This is a genomic window from Photobacterium aquae, from assembly GCF_001029445.1.
Classification (GTDB): Bacteria; Pseudomonadota; Gammaproteobacteria; order Enterobacterales; family Vibrionaceae; genus Photobacterium; species Photobacterium aquae.
On the sequence record NZ_LDOT01000020.1, the window covers coordinates 153,506 to 175,925 of the forward strand.

At 47.3% G+C, this 22,420-nt stretch carries 20 protein-coding genes; 9 read left to right on the top strand and 11 right to left on the bottom strand.

Annotation, left to right across the window (positions count from 1 at the left end; translation table 11 throughout):
• Positions 1-29 precede the first annotated feature (29 nt).
• Positions 30-1,244, top strand: coding sequence for a sugar metabolism global transcriptional regulator Mlc (gene mlc / locus ABT56_RS13955; protein WP_047879496.1), 1,215 nt, complete (start codon positions 30-32; stop codon positions 1,242-1,244).
• A 255-nt stretch (positions 1,245-1,499) separates the two neighbouring features.
• Here the strand turns inward: mlc and ABT56_RS13960 are convergent, their stop codons facing one another.
• Both ABT56_RS13960 and bioA read right to left on the bottom strand, forming a co-directional pair.
• On the bottom strand, positions 1,500-2,066 hold the full coding sequence (locus ABT56_RS13960; RefSeq protein ID WP_047879497.1) for an LON peptidase substrate-binding domain-containing protein: 567 nt from the start codon (positions 2,064-2,066) through the stop codon (positions 1,500-1,502).
• 108 nt (positions 2,067-2,174) lie between these two features.
• Positions 2,175-3,455, bottom strand: coding sequence for an adenosylmethionine--8-amino-7-oxononanoate transaminase (bioA, locus tag ABT56_RS13965; RefSeq protein ID WP_157037854.1), 1,281 nt, complete (start codon positions 3,453-3,455; stop codon positions 2,175-2,177).
• A 176-nt stretch (positions 3,456-3,631) separates the two neighbouring features.
• On the opposite strand from bioA, the gene bioB reads away from it, so the two are divergent.
• The 4 genes from bioB to bioD are packed head-to-tail and all read left to right on the top strand — an operon-like array spanning position 3,632 to position 7,339.
• A complete protein-coding gene (bioB, locus tag ABT56_RS13970; RefSeq protein ID WP_047879498.1) occupies positions 3,632-4,684 on the top strand; it encodes a biotin synthase BioB in 1,053 nt (350 codons plus the stop codon).
• A complete protein-coding gene (gene bioF, locus ABT56_RS13975; RefSeq protein WP_047879499.1) occupies positions 4,668-5,834 on the top strand; it encodes an 8-amino-7-oxononanoate synthase in 1,167 nt (388 codons plus the stop codon). The genes bioB and bioF overlap by 17 nt, the downstream gene beginning before the upstream one ends.
• Positions 5,827-6,666: a malonyl-ACP O-methyltransferase BioC gene (bioC, locus tag ABT56_RS13980; protein ID WP_420835128.1), complete on the top strand. Its 840-nt coding sequence runs from the start codon at positions 5,827-5,829 to the stop codon at positions 6,664-6,666. The genes bioF and bioC overlap by 8 nt, the downstream gene beginning before the upstream one ends.
• Positions 6,659-7,339 (top strand): dethiobiotin synthase, encoded by a 681-nt coding sequence (bioD, locus tag ABT56_RS13985; RefSeq protein WP_047879501.1) that lies wholly within the window; start codon positions 6,659-6,661, stop codon positions 7,337-7,339. Before bioC ends, bioD begins: the two co-directional genes overlap by 8 nt.
• Before the next feature lie 43 nt (positions 7,340-7,382).
• On the opposite strand, the gene ABT56_RS13990 is transcribed toward bioD, so the two are convergent.
• Together ABT56_RS13990 and ABT56_RS24200 are read right to left on the bottom strand one after the other, a co-directional pair.
• Positions 7,383-8,054, bottom strand: a complete 672-nt coding sequence (locus ABT56_RS13990) for a hypothetical protein (RefSeq protein WP_053062498.1) — start codon at positions 8,052-8,054, stop codon at positions 7,383-7,385.
• 150 nt (positions 8,055-8,204) lie between these two features.
• A complete protein-coding gene (locus ABT56_RS24200) occupies positions 8,205-8,366 on the bottom strand; it encodes a hypothetical protein (protein ID WP_047879502.1) in 162 nt (53 codons plus the stop codon).
• 293 nt (positions 8,367-8,659) lie between these two features.
• On the opposite strand from ABT56_RS24200, the gene htpX reads away from it, so the two are divergent.
• Both htpX and ABT56_RS24430 read left to right on the top strand, forming a co-directional pair.
• On the top strand, positions 8,660-9,538 hold the full coding sequence (gene htpX, locus ABT56_RS14000; protein ID WP_047879503.1) for a protease HtpX: 879 nt from the start codon (positions 8,660-8,662) through the stop codon (positions 9,536-9,538).
• Positions 9,539-9,830: 292 nt separating this feature from the next.
• Positions 9,831-11,477: a methyl-accepting chemotaxis protein gene (locus ABT56_RS24430; RefSeq protein WP_047879504.1), complete on the top strand. Its 1,647-nt coding sequence runs from the start codon at positions 9,831-9,833 to the stop codon at positions 11,475-11,477.
• Between the two features lie 72 nt (positions 11,478-11,549).
• Here ABT56_RS24430 and ABT56_RS14010 read toward each other — a convergent pair whose 3' ends face one another.
• From ABT56_RS14010 to ABT56_RS14035, 7 genes are all read right to left on the bottom strand, one after another.
• Positions 11,550-12,755 (bottom strand): MFS transporter, encoded by a 1,206-nt coding sequence (locus tag ABT56_RS14010; RefSeq protein WP_047879505.1) that lies wholly within the window; start codon positions 12,753-12,755, stop codon positions 11,550-11,552.
• Positions 12,756-12,757: 2 nt separating this feature from the next.
• On the bottom strand, positions 12,758-12,928 hold the full coding sequence (locus ABT56_RS24210; RefSeq protein WP_169753917.1) for a hypothetical protein: 171 nt from the start codon (positions 12,926-12,928) through the stop codon (positions 12,758-12,760).
• 105 nt (positions 12,929-13,033) lie between these two features.
• A complete protein-coding gene (locus ABT56_RS14015; protein ID WP_240478316.1) occupies positions 13,034-14,089 on the bottom strand; it encodes a PQQ-dependent sugar dehydrogenase in 1,056 nt (351 codons plus the stop codon).
• A 193-nt stretch (positions 14,090-14,282) separates the two neighbouring features.
• A complete protein-coding gene (locus ABT56_RS14020; protein WP_047879533.1) occupies positions 14,283-15,575 on the bottom strand; it encodes an ABC1 kinase family protein in 1,293 nt (430 codons plus the stop codon).
• Positions 15,576-15,880: 305 nt separating this feature from the next.
• Positions 15,881-16,717, bottom strand: coding sequence for an energy-coupling factor transporter transmembrane component T family protein (locus tag ABT56_RS14025; RefSeq protein ID WP_047879506.1), 837 nt, complete (start codon positions 16,715-16,717; stop codon positions 15,881-15,883).
• Positions 16,717-18,411, bottom strand: coding sequence for an ABC transporter ATP-binding protein (locus tag ABT56_RS14030; protein WP_047879507.1), 1,695 nt, complete (start codon positions 18,409-18,411; stop codon positions 16,717-16,719). Before ABT56_RS14030 ends, ABT56_RS14025 begins: the two co-directional genes overlap by 1 nt.
• 4 nt (positions 18,412-18,415) lie before the next feature.
• Positions 18,416-18,967: an ECF-type riboflavin transporter substrate-binding protein gene (locus ABT56_RS14035; RefSeq protein WP_047879508.1), complete on the bottom strand. Its 552-nt coding sequence runs from the start codon at positions 18,965-18,967 to the stop codon at positions 18,416-18,418.
• Positions 18,968-19,908: 941 nt separating this feature from the next.
• Here ABT56_RS14035 and uvrY point away from each other — a divergent pair.
• Together uvrY and uvrC are read left to right on the top strand one after the other, a co-directional pair.
• A complete protein-coding gene (gene uvrY, locus ABT56_RS14045) occupies positions 19,909-20,553 on the top strand; it encodes a UvrY/SirA/GacA family response regulator transcription factor (RefSeq protein ID WP_047879510.1) in 645 nt (214 codons plus the stop codon).
• Positions 20,553-22,385 carry an excinuclease ABC subunit UvrC gene (gene uvrC / locus ABT56_RS14050; RefSeq protein ID WP_084722293.1) on the top strand — a complete coding sequence of 611 codons (1,833 nt, stop codon included), beginning with the start codon at positions 20,553-20,555 and terminating at the stop codon, positions 22,383-22,385. The genes uvrY and uvrC overlap by 1 nt, the downstream gene beginning before the upstream one ends.
• The last annotated feature ends 35 nt before the right edge of the window (positions 22,386-22,420 follow it).

The window sequence follows — 22,420 nt, forward strand, 5'->3', positions numbered from 1 at the left end:
AATTACTTTTATTTTTTCAGGAGTTTGGCATGTACGTCGCCCAGCCCGGTCATATTGATCATATTAAAAGAAATAATGCTGGCAGCGTGTACAAGCTAATTGACCAGTATGCTCCAATTTCACGCATCGAACTGTCGAAGCGCAGCCAGTTGGCTCCTGCCAGTATCACCAAGATCACTCGGGAATTGATAGAAGCGCATTTGATCAAAGAGACAGCGATTCAAGAATCGTCGAACCGAGGCCGTCCCGCGATAGGTCTGGTTCCTGCCAATGAAGGATGGCAGTTTTTGTCGATGCGTTTGGGTCGTGGTTATATGACCATTGCCTTGCATGAACAGGGAGGGGATATATTGGTCGAGGAGCGACAGAATCTTGATGTTCTTCATCAAGACGAAGTGCTGAAGAAACTGATAGAAGAAATCCACTCTTTCTTTGCCCGCCATGTTAGCGAGCTTGATCGAATCACCGCTATAGCCGTATCACTTCCGGGTCTTGTGAATGCCGAGACGGGAGTGGTATTGCAGATGCCTTATTACGAAGTGCATAACCTAGAGCTTGGCCCTGCTATTCATGATGCGACGGGGTTGCCGGTATTTATCGGGAACGATACCCGCTCATGGGCCTTGGCCGAAAAACTATTTGGTAATTCACGAGATGTGGCCAACTCGCTGCTTGTTTCGATTCACCACGGTGTAGGTGCTGGTATCGTGCTGGATAATATGGTCTTGTCGGGCAGAATGGGCAATGTCGGTGAATTAGGCCATATTCAGATTAAGCCGTATGGCAAACGTTGTTTTTGTGGCAATCATGGTTGCTTGGAAACGGTGGCGAGCTTGAAGGCGGTTATCGAGCAAGTGGAGTTGAGACTTCGTGAGGGGCATCCCTCAAGCCTGCATGGCAAGGTGCTGACCATCGAGGGCATTTGTGATGCTGCCGTATCTGGAGACACTCTGGCAAGGCAGATCATCGTTGAGCTTGGCCACCACCTTGGTCAGGCCATTGCGATTATGGTTAATTTGTTCAATCCTGACAAGGTACTGATTGGAGGCGAATTTAATCGCGCTAAATCAGTGCTGTACCCTGCGATTATGGAATGTATCCGTACTCAGTCATTACCGCTGTACAATAAGGGGTTAGTGATTGAGCAAAGTTGCTTCTACACCCAAGCCACCATGCCGGGGGCAGCCTTGGTTAAGCAGGCGATGTACGACGGCCATTTATTGATGAAGTTGATTGAAGGCTAATTAGAGGTTGGTGGTTTACTCAAAATATTCAAAGAGAGACAGTTGATTAAAATAAGGCGATAAATTTGTCTTGTTCATGAGCGCTTAGGTACGCCATATGCGATTTTATTTGTGCTTTCTGATTGTCTATTCGAAAAATATGAATTTATTTTAGAGTAAATATATATTGTTTTGGACACGGAATTCTCGAATTAAACAATAAAATATTAATAAGTCTTTGTTAAAAAACACATCCACAGACATTAAATGCTTTTGCTACAGATCTTTTTTTAGTTGCTCATCTATCACATTATGAAGAAATGAGAGTGCAGCACGATGATCACTGCGGCTCATGAACCATTGCTTCTGGTTGGTCTCTAGTGGGAGTAATTCCAACCAGCGCTGGCATACCCATGTCATGTCATTGTAATCGGGGATTGGGTATTGCGCGGCATGCTCAGGATATTCATCGAACAGGGCTTTCAGGCTGTTTGATATATCTCTGTCGACAAACTTAATGTCGGCCGGTGTCCAGTTGGTTAACATAGTGATATCACCAAACCGCAATCCGTCGTCTTCCTTCCAATGTCTGTTGATTACAAATTTTTCGATACCCTTGACCGTGATACCTAAGAGTCCATCAGGCAATTTTTCAAAATCGGTGATGATTGCCCGGGTACCAAAGTGACATAGATTAGTATCATCTTTCATGCAGAGCCCAAAGCCATCGCTGGATGCCATGGCTAATTTCACAAGGCGAGTGTAGCGGGGTTCAAAAATTCGTAGTTTGCTGACGCCGCCGGGCAGCAGGTAAATCTGTAATGGAAAAAGTGGTAATTGCATAATTTTAGCCTTTACTGACGTTACATATTATTGGGTACGTTCTAACGTGCTATAACGTTCAGAAAAAGTATAAGCAGACAGATCTCGGGTGTTGTCTGCTTTTCGATACTATTGCAATGCTTGTTCAATGGCAGAAGTTAATTTGCTAAGTTCTTGTTGATTAATAATAAAAGGAGGCATTATGTAGACAAGTGTGCCAAATGGGCGAATCCATACACCGTTGTCGACAAATACTTCTTGAATAACCGCCAAATCTACAGGGCAGTGTAGCTCTACCACGCCAATTGCACCTAACCATCGAACGGCTTTTACATTGCCGAGTCTTGTTAGTGCCGGGAGGGTATCAGCAAGTTGTTTTTCAATGCTTTTTACCTGTTCTTTCCAGTGATTCTTAGCCAATATATCGAGGCTTGCATTGGCGACCGCACAGGCCAATGGATTGCCCATGAAGGTAGGGCCATGCATGAAGCATCCTGCTTCGCCATTGCATACCGTGTCTGCGACATGAGATGTGGTCAAGGTCGCAGACAGTGTCATATATCCACCAGTCAGCGCTTTACCCAGACACATGATATCCGGTGTGATCCCCGCGTGCTCACACGCAAATAATTTTCCGGTTCGGCCAAATCCCGTCGCAATTTCATCAACGATGAGCAGTATTCCATGTTGGTCACACAGCTGACGTACCTTGCTGAGGAATGTCGGGTGGTAGATCCGCATCCCTCCTGCACCTTGTACGATAGGTTCGATGATCACCGCGGCAATTTCTTGGCTGTGAGTCGTTATTTTTTCCTTGAAGTCCTCAATATCCTGTTCTTGCCACGGCTCGAAGAATCCCCCTTGTGGTGACTCGGCAAAGATATGCTCGGGTAAGAAACCTTTGTACAGGGAGTGCATTGAATTATCGGGATCAGTTACCGACATGGCGGCAAATGTATCGCCATGGTAGCCGTGACGAACGGTAAGAAATTTCGGCCGGCGTTGACCTTTGCTGTGCCAATACTGAAGAGCCATTTTCAGGGCGACTTCGACGGCGACAGAGCCAGAATCGGCGAGGAATACGTGCTGGAGTGTAGAGGGCGTGATATCGATCAGTTTCTTGCACAGCTCGACAGCGGGCTGGTGGGTAATTCCGCCAAACATAACATGGGACATCTGGTCTATTTGTGCTTTGGCGGCGTTGTTGAGATCTGGATGGTTATAGCCATGTATGGTTGACCACCATGACGACATTCCATCAATGATCTTTCTACCGTCTTCTAAGGTTAGGTAAACCCCGTCAGCTCGACTGACCGGGTAGCAGGGGAGCGGTGAGACCGTCGATGTGTAGGGGTGCCAGATATGCTGTTGGTCAAATTGGAGATCAATAGAGTTGGTTATTTTTAGCACAGATGTAAACCTTGTTCCTTGTTGGTGGTTGACAGTCTACCGTCTCCCAGTAGACTAGCCAAGTATCAATAAGCAGATAAGTTAGTTTGATAAAGATCGTCTCGAGTGGCTCGCCACTGTGCTGATTTGGGACTTGTCTTATATAAATAACTAATAAAAATAAGAGGTTATTACACGTGGAAGTACATCATGACTGGACAGTCGAGGAAGTTCAAGCCTTGTTTGAAAAACCGTTCATGGATTTGTTGTTCGAGGCACAGTTGGTGCATCGCCAATATCATGAGGCCAATAAGGTTCAGGTGAGCACCTTGCTTTCTATTAAAACGGGTGCTTGTCCTGAAGATTGCAAATACTGCCCGCAGAGTGCCCACTACCGTACTGATATTGAGCGTGAACGTCTGCTTGAAGTGGAGCGAGTTCTGGATGCGGCGCAAAAGGCCAAGTCCTCGGGAGCCACGCGTTTTTGTATGGGGGCTGCTTGGAAAAATCCCAAAGAGCGTGATATGCCCTATCTGTTGGATATGGTCAAGGGCGTAAAATCGATGGGCTTGGAAACCTGTATGACTCTTGGGATGATTACGGGGGCGCAGGCCAATGAGCTGGCACAGGCCGGTCTTGATTACTACAACCATAATCTCGATACCTCGCCGGAATTCTACGGCAATATCATCACGACTCGGACTTATCAGGATCGTCTGGATACCTTGAGCCATGTTCGTGATGCGGGGATGAAAATTTGCTCTGGCGGGATCATTGGTATGGGGGAAAGCCACCGCGATCGTGCAGGCTTGCTGGTAGAACTGGCGAATCTTCCAACGCATCCGGAGAGTGTGCCGATTAACATGCTGGTTAAAGTCAAGGGGACGCCGCTCGAATCTGCAGAAGATGTCGATCCCTTTGATTTTATCCGCATTATCGCCGTGGCCAGAATCATTATGCCGCAATCAGCAGTGCGTTTGTCGGCCGGGCGAGAAGATATGAATGAGCAAATGCAAGCCTTGTGCTTTATGGCGGGGGCAAATTCGGTCTTTTATGGCTGCAAGCTGCTGACGACACCGAATCCCGGCGAAGACAAAGATATGCAACTTTTCGCCAAGCTTGGCATTAACCGTCAGGAACAGGTCGCGAAACCCGATGAGGTTCAGGCTGAAGAAATTCTAGGGCAAGTTGCGGTACGTGTTGCTTCACGGCCGGGAAAAGACGATATGTTCTATGACGCATCACTATAGTGCACGGATACAGCAAGCGTTAGGCCAGCGTAAGGCTCTGGGCCTTTACCGCAATCCGAACACAGTATGCCGGTTGGCAAATCAGCCTAATATTTATTGTGATGAACAGCCATATTTAAATTTTTCCAGTAATGATTACCTAGGGCTGGCGCAATCGGCAGAATTGATTTCCGCATGGCAGGACGGGTTGGCCCGCTTCGGGGCTGGAAGTGGTGCATCACCTCTTGTTACCGGTCAGCATGTTCCCCATCGTAATTTAGAATCTCGGCTGTGCGAATGGCTAGGGTTTGAGCGAGCCTTGTTGTTCAGCAGTGGCTTCGCTGCCAATCAGGCATTGTTATTCACCTTGCTTGATGATTCAGATGTGCTGTTTCAAGACAGGCTTAATCATGCTTCTTTGATGGAGGCTGGCATTTTATCGTCAGCGGTGATGCGCCGTTTTGCCCATAATGATACAGCGTCATTAGCAAAGTTGCTTGCGCGTTTAGCGCCAGAGCAGGCATCGATAGTCGTCACCGAAGGTGTTTTCAGTATGGATGGCGACATGTCCCCACTGGCTGATATCAGGGCTCTGAGTCTCAATGCCCAAAGTATGATGCTGGTGGATGATGCTCATGGGTGCGGTGTTCTGGGTAATGACGGTCGCGGCAGTTGTGAGCTGGCAGGAATTAAGCCTGATATTCTAGTGGTTACCTTCGGTAAGGCCTTTGGGTTACAGGGGGCCGCAGTAATGTGTTCGCAGGAGATTGCCGAGTATTTAATTCAGTTTGCTCGGCACTATATTTACTCAACGGCCATGCCGCCGGCACAGGCTCATGCGTTGGGAGTCTCATGTGAAATGATACAGCGCGATCAGTGGCGGCGCGAAAAGCTCGCTGAATTGTCGGAATGCTTATCCGGTCAGCTAAAGCACGGTGTCGGGCTGATTGATACCCAGACACCGATAAAACCGCTTGTCGTCGGCAGTAGTGAGAGGGCACTGTCGTTATCGTCGTCGTTGAGGCGCAAAGGGTTTTGGGTTGCTGCGATTCGGCCTCCCACTGTACCGGTCAATGGGGCTCGGCTGCGTATAACCCTGACTGCGGCGCATAGCGTGGGTCATGTTGAGCAGTTGGCAACGGCATTGAACGAGGTAATGGATGATGAATAAAAAACTATCCGTAGCAACAGTGCAAAATAGCCAATCGGGGGGGACTGAATGCCCCTCGGTAGACAAACAAGCGATTGCCTTGGCATTTGGGCGTGCTGCGAAAGATTATGACAAAGCGGCGTCTTTTCAACGGCAGGTTGGGGGGCGTTTATTGGCAAAGCTGCCCTCAGTGATTGCAACGGGTACGCGTGTACTGGATTTGGGGTGTGGCACAGGCTTTTTTAGTCAGCAAATATCATCGCGGGGGCTACAGGTTGATGCGGTTGATTTGTCGCCGGAAATGCTTGAGCAGGCGAGGCTGCGGTGTGGTAATCAGGTGAATTATATCCTGGCAGATGCCGAAGCGTTGCCAATGGCCGACAGTACATATGATATTGCATTTAGTAGCCTTGCCTTGCAGTGGTGTGATGACCTAGCTACGCCCCTTAAGGAATTGAAACGCGTAGTGAGGCACGGTGGGCTGATTGTGTTTACGACTTTAGTCGAGGGGTCACTGGATGAGCTAACTCAGGCATGGCAGCAGGTTGATCAATATCAACATGTGAATAGCTTTCTTTCTCAAAAGGCAGTAAAAGTTGCGCTGGCGCAAGCGGGATGTATGCGCTATGACCTAGAATTTTCTCCAATTACATTGTATTTCAACTCGGCAGTTGAACTCATGAGGGATCTGAAGGGGATTGGCGCAACGCATTTGCAGCAGGGGCGGAAGGCTGGCTTGGCGGGTCGTAAGACGATTCTGGATCTTGAAAGTGCCTATAATGTGTTTCGTCATGAGAATGGACAACTGCCAGCAACATACCAAGTCTGTTTTGGAGTGATTATTAATGACTAACGCTTTCTTTGTAACAGGTACCGATACTGAAGTGGGTAAGACTGTTGCCTCGCGCGCTATTCTTCATGCGGCAGCCAGCGCGAATATCAAGATGGCGGGTTACAAACCTGTTGCCTCAGGCAGTGTACTGACAGCAGAGGGCATGCGTAATTCTGATGCCTTATATATTCAAGATGCCTCTGTCGTCGAACTGGCTTACGATGAAGTGAATCCGTATGCTTTTGAAGCCCCTGTCTCTCCGCATTTGGCGGCGATTCAAGAAGAGAGAGTGATTGATTTTGATGTCATCTCTAAAGGGCTTGAGCACCTGAAGCAAAAATCTGACGTGGTTCTGATTGAGGGGGCTGGTGGCTGGCGTGTACCTGTGACTCGCGATGACTTTTTGTCTAGCTGGGTGAAACGTGAAAAATTGCCGGTTGTTTTGGTGGTGGGGGTGAAGCTCGGTTGTTTGAGTCACGCATTACTGACCGCCGAAGCAATTAAGCACGATGGTTTGGAGTTAGTTGGATGGATTGCCAACCGAATTAACCCTGGCACAGACAACTATGCAGAAATCATTCGTATGCTTGAGGAGAATTTGCCGGGTAAGAAACTGGGTGAAATCCCGTATATGCCAGGTATTAAAAAGCGCGATCTGTCTAAGTATATTGATCTTGCACCACTCGGATTGTGATAGAAATGGATATAAAAAAACCTGCCTCGGCAGGTTTTTTTTATTAATGAATGTCTGTAGGAGCTTTGCGAAATAATTGCGGGAGGGTATACCAGCCTGCTGCAAATACGATTAGCGTATAGGAGAGTAACTCAACACCTTCTTCGGCAAGGTTTTTGACACTATGGATATAATTATCTCCCATCAGTGCTTGCCATAGTTCAGACATACCAAAAATACGGGAAAAGATCAGCAGAGAAGCCATGCCGCCCAACATTAAACTGAATGTCGGATGCTGTAAGTAGCGGGCTAAGTCGTTGAGGGTATCTTGCTTGTGCTTGTATGCAAACCAAATAGCATAGCCCGAGACGATAAGCGCTGGGACTTTCCAAAAGCCGTGGTATACGTAATCAAGCACACCATCGAGCTCTCTAATTAGCAGAACGGCAAAGAAACCACCGACTAGGACTGCAAATCCTCGTTGCCTTGGTTGGCGAACAGCCACAGTAATGAATAGAAGACAGCTAGTAAGCAAATAAACGTCTTGTAGGCTCTCGATAACGGAGTTGTCTTGTACCGTGCCGTGTAGCAGGATGACATCAGCATGGATGGCTAATCCGGTACAGCCTAATAGCAGTGCGAAGTAGGCGAAGAGCGATAGGCTTTCAATTAACGGATTGCGTTTAGTATTTGACGGCGCTATTTCCTGCATGGATTCGGTTGCGATGGACTGCATAGTGATTCCAAAAATGTAAAAGAAAAAGACAGTTGCAATTATAAGAACTGCGCCTGAATGGGATCTGTACGGTGATGTATATCACATTTTATGTGCAACGCAATGAAAAAAGCCTCTCAAAAGAGAGGCTTAAATAGAAATGAGTCAAAACTAACTTTTATTCAGCAAGTCGAGTAATGCACCTTGTGATTCGGCTTCGTGTTGATTTGTTTCTTGATCTAGGCCGAGTTCCTTACGGGCTTCTTCAGCAGACATGCCAAGATGACAGCGTAAAATGTCAATGGCTACCCGGTAGTTTTCATGATCTGCCATCATTCCTCCTTGATGAGATGTTATAGCGTGTCAGTATAATTGCGACGATAGAGCAGAATTAGTCAGTAAGCAATAAGACCAAAGTCTAAGGTATAAGCTTTTAGTGATAATACTGCTGACTTTCATTGTTTAAACTCTAACGAAACGTAACAATTTTACACTTCCACTTGTTTTTCATTTCAACGACCATACTATTAATATCAATTACATCATGGGTCACAGAATTAACAATATCGTATTGGTTATTGGTATATTGTGAGCATCGTCCCTCTTTTGGAGTAAAGAGTTATATTATGAAACGTATTGCATTGTTTTTGGCAACCAACCTTGCTGTGTTGCTGGTATTCAGTGTTGTCCTGAACATTATCTATGCCGTTACAGGAATGCAGCCGGGTAGTCTGTCAGGTTTGCTGGTCATGGCGGTATTGTTCGGCTTTGGTGGTTCATTGATTTCGCTATTTATGTCGAAGTCGATGGCCTTGCGTTCTGTTGGTGGCATGGTTATTGAGCACCCACGCAATGAAACAGAGCATTGGTTGATGGAAACCGTATCTCGTCAGGCACAGCAGTCGGGTATTGGTATGCCAACGGTAGCGGTATACGACTCAGCGGATATTAACGCTTTTGCGACAGGAGCAAAGCGTGATGATTCCTTGGTTGCAGTTTCTACGGGTTTGCTACACAGCATGACACGTGATGAGGCTGAAGCGGTATTGGCTCACGAAATCAGTCATATTGCCAATGGTGATATGGTGACCATGACCTTGATGCAAGGTGTGGTGAATACTTTCGTTATTTTTGTATCACGTTTGGTGGCCGGTGCGATCAGCGGTGTGAATAACAATGATGAAGAGGGTGAAGGTGGCAGCTACATGACCTACTTTATCGTGTCATCGATCATGGAATTACTATTTGGTTTCTTGGCCAGCATTCTGACCATGTGGTATAGCCGCCACCGTGAGTTTAAGGCTGATGCAGGTTCAGCCCACCTTGTGGGTAAAGAGAAAATGATTGCTGCACTTGAGCGTCTGAAAATGAGTCACGAATCTCAGTTGGAAGGTTCGATGATGGCATTCGGTATTAATGGTAAAAAATCGTTATCAGAATTATTTATGACGCACCCACCGTTGGATAAGCGAATTGATGCGCTGCGTCGTGGTGAGCATTTGTAATATTACGGAATTTGTTACTTATTTCACTCAAGCCCCCTCAATGCAGGGGGCTTTTTTCATATCTAGTCACGGAAATGTGGGGGGGGGCTTCACATAAAATGCTCGTGGTTTCATATTAATAAGTGGGCGATTAATTAAAAACACAATTTAACGATGTTTCATGCTCATTATGACGATTCGTAAATTTGTTTTTTCAGCCATTGCAAAAGTGGTAAAAGGTATTAATAACAATAGCTTTTAAGTATTTTTGCAAAATATTCTAATTTATTATTCTTAGGGACGACGGAGCAGTATGAATTGGCTAAATAATATAAGTTTTAAATATAAACTGGCGATCCCTGTCGCAATTGTCGCAATTGTATTTTCGGGATTAATTGCCCAGGTGTTTGTTGTCCATAATGATCAGCAACAAGCCAATGAATTATTAAGCCAAAAAGTGCAACCTGTGTTAGATAAGCTGGAAGATGCATACCGGGATATGTACCAGATTATGGCAGCAGGGATGGGGATGGCATTAACTAAACCTCATGATACGGCCAGTATCGAGCTCCATCGTTTTAATTTTTATGATAATGCCCCGAAAGCCTTCCCACGAATTTCCTCTGTACATCAATTGGTCGACATCGGCTTTTTGCCTGAAGCCAGCCGAGGCAACATCAAGAAACTCGAGCAAGAATTTGATAAGTGGCAAAAACATTATGATTATATGATTAATAATCCTGATTTGGCTCGGGATTATTATTATGACAATGAAGCGATAGCGGAAAAAGATTTCGAGGCAATTCGCAAGCTACTTAAGGTAGTGCGTAAAGACATTGAAACTCATCGTGAAGCCTTGGTGAATGAGGTTCAGGCGCATAGTGAAACGACAAACAATACACTGTTGGTTGGTGCCATTATTACTCTTTTGATGTCTGTATTTGTTACCTTGGTAATTACTCGTGTGATTGTTAATCCGTTGCAGCAACTTACCAAAGCTCTGGAGGATATCTCTGCGGGTGATGGTGATTTGTCTACGCGGGTACCGGTAACGGGACGCGATGAGATCGGTCAATTGGCCACGGCGTTTAATACGTTCGTCGATAAAATTCATAACACCCTTGCTAAAGTAGTGACCGCTTCTCACCATGTCCGTACGGATGCGGCCCATGTGAGTACCTTGGCAGCACAGGTGCTTGATTCATGCCACTCCCAACAATCACAGTGCAATGAGGTAGAGTCAGCGGCACATGAATTAACGGCAACTAGCCAGAGTGTTAGCGGTCACGCTGCAGAAGCGGCTAGAGTAACCGGCTCTATTAGTGATCAGTCGCAAACGGTGCAGGTAACACTCGCAGAGTCGGTTGCAGCGATTGGTCAGCTTGCCAATGATATTGATGAATCAAGTGCTGTTATTCAGGAGCTAGAGAAAGATGTTGCGGCTATTTCTTCTATTCTTGAAGTGATTCGCGGAATTGCCGATCAAACTAATTTATTGGCACTGAATGCGGCTATCGAGGCAGCCCGTGCCGGCGAGCAAGGTCGTGGATTTGCTGTTGTTGCTGATGAAGTTCGCTCACTAGCGAACAAAACTCAATCATGTACCAGCGAAATTCATACCATGATAGAGAAACTGCAAGATACTGTTGGTCAGTCGGTCGATGCGATGCGCAATAATTCCGAAGCGGGTACGACGACAGTTGAACGGGCGCAGCAGACCAATACGGCGTTGGATACGATGAGCGATTCTATTACTATGATCAGCTATGTGAATCATCAGGTAGCGACAGCCGCTGAGCAACAGACAGTGGTAACCGGGAATTTGAGTGAAAATATCCGTGGTATTGTGACTGCTTGTGAGGAAACACTTCACAATATTCAAAGTGCTCAGAAAGCCTGTGAGGGCTTGGCAAGCCAAAGTGCCACCTTGGATGGCTTGGTCTCTCAATTCAAAGTGTAAATGCTGAGAGACGGTTTGTAAGTGTTGAACAGGAAAACGGGCAGGAGACTGCCCGTTTTTTATTAATGCCGTTTATGCGTTTGCCGGTTGGTAGATTGGTTTATCGTTGACTGGCAAATGGATCAGTGCCGCAAGGAAAGCCAGTACCACGGTTGTCCACCAAATTGGTTCATAGCTACCGTAATAGTCATAGATTCGTCCGCCAAACCATGCGCCGAGGAAGCTGCCGACTTGGTGGGTGAAAAACACCAGACCATACAGTGTCGACATGTAGCGAGGGCCAAAAATTTGTCGAACTAGACCGGAGGTCAGTGGGACGGTACCCAGCCAGCAGAAACCAATGGCACCGCCGAACAAGGCGGCAGTTTCAGTGGTGACAGGTAAAACAACAAATCCCGCGATAACTAGGGTACGGATAAGATACAAAGCACACATCACATAGCGTTTGCTGAATTTATCTCCCATCACCCCCCAGAAATAGCTACCGAAGATATTAAAAATACCGACATAAGCCAGTGCCATCGCAGCTGTTGTGGCTGGTAGCCCTTTGTCAGCGAGGTAGCTAGGCAGGTGAGTGGCAATAAACATGACATGGAAACCACAGACAAAGAACCCCATGTGGATCAGCCAGTAACCTCGGTGATGGAAAGCATCGCGCAGAGCCTGTCGCAAGGTGAGTTCGTTGTCGGCAGATGCAGTATTAGCCGCAGCTGTATTTTTGGCGTTCATAAAGCAAGAGAAAGCCATCATCAAGCCGCATAGCATGGCAAATACTTGCAACGCGGTCTGCCAGTTGAATTCGCTCAGCAGGTATTGTGCACCTGGGATCACGGCAAACATGCCGAATGACCCTGCTGCTGTAGTTAGGCCGAAGGCTTTGGCGGTATGCTCGGCAGGTACGACTTTTGCCACCGCACCCAGTACGATTACATAGCTCGTTGCACTTAGTCCTAAACCGACTAATGTACCAAGGGAGAGATACAGCCAGCCTGGCTCAAGAGCGATGGAAGTGAGATATAAGCCCAACGCGTAGGCAATAGCCCCTGTCCACATCACCTTTTGGGCGCCCCAGCGATCGGCCGCCATGCCGACAAACGGCTGGAAGGCACCGAACATCAGGTTCTGTACGGCAATCGCTAAGCTGAAAAATTCCCGACCGGTATCAAAGTGCATGGAAATCGGCATCATGAAGATACCAAAAGACTGCCTGATCCCTAGGCTAATGATCAATGTCCCTATTCCCATCCATACCAGTAGAGGGAAACGAAAAATACTCATGTTTATAGTCCGGAAAAATTGGGTTCGCTTGAGTTTTGCTGATGGCAGCCACTGCTCATTGCATGCTCAGCCAAAGCATCGAGCAATGGCTGGCAGTGATGGACGCTAAATAGCGTCAAAGCCAGCAATAGCCCCATACGGATGAGTTGGGCGGTGAGAGATTGGGAAAACATCAAAGCCTCAATGCAAAAAAAAGAGGCCGGATGATAGAAGATTCAATAGCATGACTCAAATGACAAATATTCAATAAGTTTATGCATAATATGCATGATGCGATGTTAGTTTGCTGGCCGGATCCTGAATATGCCACCAGAGTCGGTACTGAAGTAGATCCAGCCTGCTGGATCGCTAATCAGCGCCCGAATTCGCTCATCGAGAGTGCTTAGCAAGCGCTCTTCCTCACGAAGTATCAGCTGGGATGAAACACTCACGCGGTTGAGGTGGCGTAGTTTGAGTGCGCTATTGAAGAGCTGACCTTGCCATGCCGGAAAAGCCGGACCGTTATAGACAAGTAGGCTGCCTGGCGCGATGGAGGGGGTATAGACAAGTTGCGGGGAATGTATCCCCTCTTTTATTTTGGCTTCACCGACTGCGAGGGGGCCCCAGTATTCTTTGCCGTGGGAAGTAATCGGCCAGCCATAGTTGTTGCCTCGTCGGATGAGGTTTATCTCGTCACCACCACGGGGGCCGTGTTCATTGGACCACAGCCGATTATGCTGTGGGTCAAAAGCGAGCCCCTGAGGGTTTCTATGGCCGTAGCTCCAGATTTCCGGTTGTGGGGCAGGCGAGGTTTCGGAAGCTGGTGGCTGCCGGAAAGGGTTATCGTCGGGTATCGACCCATCAAGGTTGAGCCGCAAAATGCTCCCTGCATGAGTGGTGAGATCTTGGCCGTTTGGGCGATGGCCACGATCGCCGATGGAGAAAAACAGGTGTCCTTTGCCATCAAAAGCTATTCGACTGCCAAAATGCCGAGAGGAGTCGCTGGCTGAGCGAGTAATGATCAGAGCCTGCCAGTCTAGGAGTTGTGTTGTTGCTAGTCTTGCTCGGCTCAGTGTCGTTGCGTAACGTCTATCGCCTAGATGCTTACTGTATGTGAAGTAAATCCATCTTATTGAGCCGTCATGTGATGGTGGAATGGCGACATCAAGTAACCCGCCTTGACCGAATTCATCAATTGCAGGCAATCCCGTAATAGGTTGCTGTTGGCTGGTATTAATATTGAGCTTGGTGAGGGTACCTGAGCGGGTCGTAATTAGGAGGTGCTCCTTGTCAAACCACGCCAGTCCCCATGGGACGGCGTCGACATCAGCAATTTTCTCCACGAGGTAATTCATGCCAACGCTGGTCGAGCGGAGTACTTCCGTGGGTGATGCCCTAGTATAAAGAGGCATTAGTATAGTTAGCATTAATGTCATGCTAGCGAGCAAGCGCCAAAGTGCAATTATACTGCGCGTTATGCCTCGATGTACCTTCATGTACGTTCTAGCTCCTTTTCTGAGAGGGCACTGTCATCTTGCCGGATAGATTTTAGGGATGGCAGATCTCAGAGTAGGCTTGGATTCGGTATGGTTCAAATAACTCGCGGATATTAACCCGGGCATTGAGCCGCGCTGCCAGAAGATAAAGCCCCCCGAGCTTGCGGTGAAAAAAAATGGCATCGGCAGGTGGTGTGTGCCAGTAGTTTTCCTTCATGCTCAGGGCTGTTCCTGCATCGCGGATCCTGCTAGCGAGATCAGATTGTCCGAAATCAAAAATACCGTTTTGGGTGATCGGCTCGCAGGCTTCGAGGCAGAGCTCAATGACGGCATTTTGCTGAGACTGAGTTATCGGCTGGCTAAAGAAGCCGATTTTTCGCAGGGCAAGGTTCATCGTATCACGGTCATTATCGATCACTGCGCTGAGCAGCATTCGATAGCCTGATGCAACGTGCTTCGGATAATGACGCGTTGCGCCGAAATCGAGCAAAACTAATTTATTTTGCTCTGGCTGATAGAGGAAGTTGGCAAAGTTAGGATCGGTTTGAACTAAATGGAAGTCGAACAGTTCTCTGAATAACAGTTCGAAAGCAAGGTTGACAATATGGTTGCGGGTCTCTTGAGGGGCATTGGTAAGGCTTTCGACGGGCAGGCCATCGACATAGCTCATGGCCAAAATTCTGTCTGTCGTCAGCTCGTTGTATACCTCAGGAATGACATAGCGTGGGTCATGGGCCAACAAGCTGCGGTATTGGTTGAGTAAGTCGGCTTCTAGGCGATAGTCAGCCTCGTCATGGAGCTGTTTTTTTGCTTCATTGAGGAGATCAGTGTAGTCGATGTCTTTGGGGAGTAGGCCTGATAGGCTCAGTAAGCTGGCGACATTGTCTACGTCACTGTCTATGCTCTCTTTTATTCCAGGGTATTGGATTTTCAATGCAAGCGGGTGGCCTGTAAGGCTCGTTGCCTTGTGTACCTGACCGATAGACGCTGCGGCAATCGGCTGGAAGGAAAAGCGCTGGAATCTGTCTTGCCAGTCAATATCCCATTCGTGCTGGAGGAGTTGGTTGAGTTGAGAGATGGGCATAGCCTTGGCTTCTGAACGCAATCTGGCAAGTAGGATCGTCAGTTCCGGAGGTAGGAGATCACCGGCATCCATTGACAGAAGCTGGCCTACTTTCATTGCAGCACCGCGTAATTGTGCAAGCTGATCGGCAACCCGCTTAGCATTGGCCGGGGTAAGCAACAAGTCGTTGATACGAAGACGGTTTCCGCTTGCCAGTTGCTTTACGCCTTCTGCCATCATACCACCTGCCACTTTGGAGGCCAGCAAACCTAGTCGGCTCATTCGTGATAGTCGGCTTTTGGGGACTTTGGCATAGCTCTGGTCATTGCGGGTACTGCTGTAATCGCGTGACAGGGTGCCCGTTGGTGATTTGTTTTTCATCGTATTTCCCCTGCAAGTTAATGCTTTGAATACGTTTAAATCACACGCTTGGTTCAGCGTAGTGATAAAAAGAGCAAGTCAAACGTAGCATTGACAAGCAATGGTTTGCAAACGAGCAAGATGGAGGCAGGTGTCGTTAGGGAAGGGGGGAATGGCATGGGGGGAGAAGGGGTGAGCAGGCAAAAGCTTGCCTGCTCACAAAAAGATTAGAACGGGTACCAGAATAGCTGTGCAGACTGGTAGCGGTAGAAAATCCCCAACCCAAGTACGATGGCAATAATTGCAAGGGTGGCATAATCCACGGCTGTCAGAGGCTTCAAGCTGTACCATGTTCTGCGAGGGTTACGGCCAAAGCCACGAAGTGTCATTGCATTCGAAATTACGTCAGCGCGATCTAGGCTTGAGAAAATCAGAGGGCCCAAGATCTTGGCAACGTTTTTGATTCGAGTCAGCACAGATGCCTTCTTTGAAATATCAACGCCACGTGCTTGTTGTGCATGCATGATATTGATGAAGTCTTTGGTTACTTCTGGCAAGTAGCGCAATGTCAGGCTTACGGCATAGGCTATACGGTAAGGTACGCCGAGTTTATTCAGACTCGCTGAGAACTCTGTTGGGTGCGTAGTAAACACAAATACGAGAGCAATAGGGAACATGCTGAAGTATTTCATGGTCACTGCCAGCAGGTAGAACAAGGTTTCGCTGGTTAGAGAATAGTGCCCTGCCGCCAGCAAAACCGTTTCACTACCGATGTATTCAGTACCTTGTTGCGGGGCAATAAGGAACATGAAGACGGCGTTCATCATCAGTACAGTCGCTGTCCCTGTCATGAGCGTTTTGTAAGAGGCAAAAGGGACGCGGGAGAGCTTCAGTAGACCTAGGCCGATAAGGATCATCAAGCTGATGATACGGATATCGAAGGTGATCAGTACCATGGTCACCCATGCCATAAACAGGATGAACTTGGTAATACCATTGAGGGCATGAAGCGGTGAGCCGGTATTGATATAGCTGATACCGAATTTAATTTTGTTGGTTTTCATTATTGTGCGTTTGCCTCATGGTTGATGAAGCAATGAATAAAGTTGTCGATACGCTCAATACCTAGCACTTTGCCAAGGGTATAGAGGCTAGTTTCTGTCAGGTTCGCCTGAGCCAGCAGGTCTGGTTGGCTGAAAATACGGTTCACTGGCTCATCAACAAGCAGCTTGCTGTCAGCAATTACGATGGCGCGTTCGGTGTATTCCAGTACCAGATGCATGTCGTGCGAAATGATCAGGATGGTGATTCCGAGTTTTTGGTTAAGCTCGCGGATGAAGCTCATCATTGCCGTGTAGTGACGGTAATCTTGCCCCGCCGTCGGCTCATCCAGAATAAGCAGTTTAGGTTCCAAAACCAGAATGCTGGCAATGGTTACGCGTTTTTTCTGACCATAGCTCAGTGCATCGACGGGCCAATGGTGATAGCGACCAAGGCCACAGAGTTCCAGCGTTGCCATTACTTTTTCTTTGATCTCGGTTTCAGATACACCGCGGTTGCGTAGCCCTGAAGCGACCTCGTCGAAAATCATATGGTGCGAAATCATATGGTTCGGGTTCTGCAGAACAATCCCGATGTCTTGGCTTCGTTCGAAAATAGAGCGTTCAGCCAGATCAACACCGTTGAAGTGGATACTACCGGTATCGGGTTCCAGTACGCCCATAATCAAACGAGTAATTGTCGATTTGCCCGATCCGTTTTTGCCAAGGATTGAAACAAATTCACCTTCTTGCACGGTGAAGGTTATGTCATCCAAGGTGGCACGGTGACCATCGTATGAATAGCCCAACTGGGAGACGCCAAGCAATGATTTCAGATTAACGGTTGGGTTGTTCGGTACTTGCTGCTCGAACCAGCTCAATAGCTGTGGCTTGAAGCGTTCGATATCCATTGATGCCAAATGAGCAGGTTTGTCGTCGGCTGTAATGATGCAGCCAGCAGCCTTCATAGCAGACAGATATAGAGGTTCGCGGATACCGTGTTTAGCCAGCAGCGGGCTTGCCAGAATTTCATCCGGTGTCATGTTGGCGATGATCTCACCGCGATCCATCAGGATAACGCGGTCAACATGGCAGTGTAGAACGTCTTCTAGGCGGTGTTCGATGATTACAACGGTTTTTTCTGTTTCACGGTGCAAGCGATCGATGATTTCGATAGTGGCACGGCCTGTATGCGGATCGAGGCTAGCGAGAGGTTCGTCGAAAAGCAAAATCTCGACATCATCAACCATTACACCCGCAAGCGATACCCGTTGCTTCTGGCCGCCACTCAACTCGAAAGGAGAGAGCTCTAGCATGTCATCAAGCTCAAGCATTGCTGCTGTTTCGCGTACAATTTCATGCATTGGGCCTGGTGCAATCATCTGATTTTCAAGGGCAAAGGCAATATCTTCACCAATGCTCAGGCCAACGAATTGACCATCGGTATCCTGCAAAACAGTACCAACCATATTGGTACATTTGTGCAGATCCATGTGTTGGGTTTCGCTACCATTAATAGTGAGCGAGCCGCTAATATCGCCTTTTACCGCAAATGGGATCAGGCCGTTAAGGCATTGGCCCAAGGTTGATTTACCACTACCGCTTGGACCGATAATTACAACCTTCTCACCTTTCTCGATCGTTAGGTTGATGTTTTTTAGGGTCGGCTGCTCGAGCGCCCAATATTTGAACGAGAAATTTGAAAACTGAATAGACATACGGTTAGTAAGCCTCTTTGAGGTTGTAGCCTTGCTGCTTGCGCTTGGCAACAGCGGATAAGATGAAATGACCAACAATTGCGATCAACACAGTATTGCCAGCCGCGATAATGGTGAGCTGAGCCAATACTTTGGTAAAGGGTTCGGCGTAGAGAACGGCGTCGAGGAAGGCGGACGTTCCATATCCCAAGACGTTACCGAGGAATGCTAGGACAACGAACAAGGTGAAATCGAGTTTGCCGAATAGCCCTTTTTCAAGGCGATTACGGGTGATTTTAGGGTAGAGGCCAATAAGAAGACCTACGATACCTGAACCCAGAACCCAAGTGATCCATACCCCCCAGCCTGCGAACAGGTCTGTGACCCAATGGCCGATAAAGCCGACGAGGAAACCCACTAATGGGCCGAATAGCACGCCGAACAATGCAAGCACTGCCATTGCGGGTTTGAGGGTAGTGTTGGCAAAGACAGGGATGCCGAACATAGGCAGGCCGCCAATGCCATACAGGGCAGCCCCGATAGCAATAAGCACAACTGTCTTAGCGGATAGATTCATGACATAACCTTCATTTGGATATTTGCAATCTTGTTATTTTGCCTACCATTTTTTCTGACACTACAATGCCAGTTTCCTGACAGGGCAGATACGCGAAAACAAGGCCGGCCGTGGCTGGTATCGCCAGAATGCAATTATCCATTTTTGCAAGAGCTGTCACTCCTTCGAAGCCGCTCAGGGAAGCGGGCAGTCTGCGAAGGTATAAGGCGGTAGACTTTAGCGCGCGCAATAATACATGAAGCGAATACAGAAAGGAAACCTTTACATCTAGACGTCTAACCCTTAACCAGAGGTTGTCGTCGTTGACGTTATTTTCTTCATCGTCTATCTGTTGAGTTGACCGTTGCGATATGTATGTCACGTTTGTTTGTATTTATTGTTGGGCGGTTATGAACAATACTGTAGGGTAAATTGGTCAAAATAAAATCGTCAGCAGTGCCTATCCATGGTCGGTGTATAGATTTCTTGATACGTTGAACAGCCGTGGCTATGAGTTTCTACTGTTATGTAGATGCACGCTAACTGCATGATTAGTTGATGAAATATATAATCTATAAGGCTGAATTCGGAGGCTGGATAGTTTATTTCAACGGGTGTCGCAATTTTAAGTTATTGTAATTTAAAGAAGAGTCTGTAGAAAATTTAACTCTGTCACAGAATTCTACTTGTATTGGGTAAGTGGCTGGATAACTTGAATTTTGTGCTTTATTTTTTGGGTTCTTTAGTAAATACTGCTGTTAACGTTCGATTTATTTTGAAGCGCGTAAAATTTAGACATTTTGATTTTACCCTAACGTTTGTAAGACGTATTACCTGTACCAGAAAAGGTGTAAAGAGCCTGTGTTCAGGTGTTAAGTTAGGGTAGAATTGGGTAGTATCAGCAACAGCTATCCCGCCTTTTTGAGGCAGGGTGCAGAGCCAAATCATATTGGAGATACAGCTTGATTAATGTATTCCTTGTAGATGATCACGAACTGGTTCGCACAGGGATCCGACGTCTGCTTGAAGACGTCCGTGGTATTAAAGTGGTAGGGGAAGCCGACAGTGGTGAGGAAGCCGTAAAGTGGTGTCGTAGTAATCATGCTGACATCATTCTTATGGATATGAACATGCCTGGCATTGGGGGACTAGAAGCTACACGTAAGATTTTGCGTTTTAGTCCTGATGTCAGAATTATTGTGTTAACGATTCATACTGAAAACCCATTCCCGACTAAGGTCATGCAAGCTGGGGCATCTGGCTATCTGACTAAAGGGGCCGGTCCGGATGAGATGGTCAATGCGATTCGTATGGTCAACAGCGGACAGCGTTACATTTCGCCAGAAATTGCCCAGCAGATGGCGTTAAGCCAATTTGCTCCTGCCTCAGAAAATCCATTCAAGGATTTGTCCGAGAGGGAGTTGCAGATCATGATGATGATCACTAAAGGGCAGAAGGTCACAGATATCTCTGAGCAACTCAGCCTAAGCCCGAAAACAGTCAATAGTTACCGCTACCGTTTGTTCAATAAACTTGATATTAATGGTGATGTTGAGCTGACCCATCTTGCTATTCGTCATGGAATGCTCGATGCAGAGACGTTGTAGTGTCAGAGTCGTTTGACGCAAAGAGCTTCCTGAAAACTGTAACCCACCAGCCTGGCGTATATCGAATGTATGATGCTGCTGGTGAGGTTATTTATGTTGGGAAGGCCAAAGATCTCAAAAAACGATTATCCAGCTATTTTCGTACTAATGTGAGTGGTGAAAAGACCCGAGCCTTAGTCAAAAATATTGCCAAGGTTGATGTGACGGTGACGCACACCGAAACGGAAGCCTTAATCCTCGAGCATAACTACATTAAGTTGTATTTACCTAAATACAACGTGCTGCTTCGCGACGACAAATCCTACCCTTATATTTTCCTCAGTGCATCGGCCCACCCTCGTTTGAGTCTTCATCGCGGCTTGAAAAAGCGTAAAGGGGAGTATTTTGGCCCTTATCCCGATGGTGGGGCTGTGCGCGAAAGCTTGCATCTCTTGCAGAAAATATTCCCTATCCGCCAGTGTGAAGATTCGGTTTATGGTAACCGAAGCCGTCCTTGCCTGATGTATCAGATTGGTCGTTGTCTTGGACCATGTGTGAAGGGGCTGATCAGTGATGCCGACTATGAGGAGCAGGTGAACTTTGTCCGTTTGTTTCTTAAAGGTAAAGACCGTCAGGTTATCAATACCCTAGTTGAAAAAATGGAGCAGGCAAGCCAGCAATTGGCCTTTGAGAAGGCGGCGCAGTACCGTGATCAGATTCAGGCATTACGGCGAGTGCAGGAGCAGCAGTTTGTCAGCCAGGACAGCGAAGATGATCTTGATGTGATAGGGATCGCTCACGACAACGGTATGGCATGTATTCATGCCTTGTATATTCGCCAGGGCAAGATTCTCGGTAGTCGCGGCTATTTCCCCAAAATGCCTGTAGATGCCTCTTTGACAGAAGTGCTTTCTAGTTTTGTTACTCAGTTTTATTTGAATCAAGCAGAGGGGCGGGTGATCCCGTCAGAGATACTGCTTGGTGAAGATCTCGGTGATGAGCAGGATGTGATATCAGAGGCGCTGACAGAATTGGCCGGCCGCAAAGTCAAAGTGAAATCGCATACGCGAGGTCATAAGGCCAAATTCCAGCGATTAGCCCAGACGAATGCATCCACGGCCTTGAGTAGCAAATTGAATCACAAGATGACCGTTCAGCAACGTTTTTCTGCGTTGTCTGAGGTACTTGGGCTAAAAGTTCTTGAGCGTATGGAGTGTTTTGATATTAGTCACACCATGGGTGAGAAAACAGTGGCATCATGTGTGGTTTTCAATCGAGATGGGCCGGTTAAGCAAGAGTATCGTCGATATAATATTTCTGGTATCACTGGGGGGGATGATTATGCGGCGATGGCGCAGGCATTGCAAAAGCGTTATGGCGGCCAGGTCGATCCGGACAAGATCCCCGATATTATTTTTATCGATGGGGGTAGAGGTCAGCTCTCAAGAGCGTATGATGTAGTAAACCCTCTAATGGCAGACTGGCCTAAACGTGCTCGTTTGGTTGGGGTGGCAAAAGGGACAACCCGTAAACCGGGTTTGGAAACACTGTTGTTAACCACGGGTGAGGAATTTAACTTACCGTCGGACTCACCGGCATTGCATTTGATCCAGCATATTCGTGATGAAAGTCATAATCATGCGATTAGTGGTCACCGCGCCCAACGTGCTAAGGTGAGAAAACGGAGCACACTGGAAGATGTGGAGGGCATAGGTCCGAAACGACGCCAAGCGTTGCTCAAATATATGGGTGGATTACAAGAACTTAAAAAAGCCAGCAGAGATGAAATTGCCAAGGTACCGGGGATCAGCCGGACATTGGCAGATAAAATTTATGACGCGCTGCAAGGTTAGCAGTCCGACAACAGATGATAGAAAATAAGAATTAT

Coding starts and splice junctions, on each gene's coding strand:
- bioD (WP_047879501.1), top strand. CDS start 6,659: ATGACTAACGCTTTCTTTGTAACAGGTACCGATACTGAAGTGGGTAAG.
- ABT56_RS14025 (WP_047879506.1), bottom strand. CDS start 16,717: ATGAAAACCAACAAAATTAAATTCGGTATCAGCTATATCAATACCGGC.
- ABT56_RS24210 (WP_169753917.1), bottom strand. CDS start 12,928: ATGTTTTCCCAATCTCTCACCGCCCAACTCATCCGTATGGGGCTATTG.
- ABT56_RS14035 (WP_047879508.1), bottom strand. CDS start 18,967: ATGAATCTATCCGCTAAGACAGTTGTGCTTATTGCTATCGGGGCTGCC.
- ABT56_RS14015 (WP_240478316.1), bottom strand. CDS start 14,089: ATGAATTACCTCGTGGAGAAAATTGCTGATGTCGACGCCGTCCCATGG.
- ABT56_RS14020 (WP_047879533.1), bottom strand. CDS start 15,575: ATGAGCCGACTAGGTTTGCTGGCCTCCAAAGTGGCAGGTGGTATGATG.
- mlc (WP_047879496.1), top strand. CDS start 30: ATGTACGTCGCCCAGCCCGGTCATATTGATCATATTAAAAGAAATAAT.
- bioC (WP_420835128.1), top strand. CDS start 5,827: ATGAATAAAAAACTATCCGTAGCAACAGTGCAAAATAGCCAATCGGGG.
- ABT56_RS13990 (WP_053062498.1), bottom strand. CDS start 8,054: ATGCAGTCCATCGCAACCGAATCCATGCAGGAAATAGCGCCGTCAAAT.
- ABT56_RS14010 (WP_047879505.1), bottom strand. CDS start 12,755: ATGAGTATTTTTCGTTTCCCTCTACTGGTATGGATGGGAATAGGGACA.
- ABT56_RS13960 (WP_047879497.1), bottom strand. CDS start 2,066: ATGCAATTACCACTTTTTCCATTACAGATTTACCTGCTGCCCGGCGGC.
- ABT56_RS14030 (WP_047879507.1), bottom strand. CDS start 18,411: ATGTCTATTCAGTTTTCAAATTTCTCGTTCAAATATTGGGCGCTCGAG.
- ABT56_RS24430 (WP_047879504.1), top strand. CDS start 9,831: ATGAATTGGCTAAATAATATAAGTTTTAAATATAAACTGGCGATCCCT.
- ABT56_RS24200 (WP_047879502.1), bottom strand. CDS start 8,366: ATGGCAGATCATGAAAACTACCGGGTAGCCATTGACATTTTACGCTGT.
- htpX (WP_047879503.1), top strand. CDS start 8,660: ATGAAACGTATTGCATTGTTTTTGGCAACCAACCTTGCTGTGTTGCTG.
- bioF (WP_047879499.1), top strand. CDS start 4,668: ATGACGCATCACTATAGTGCACGGATACAGCAAGCGTTAGGCCAGCGT.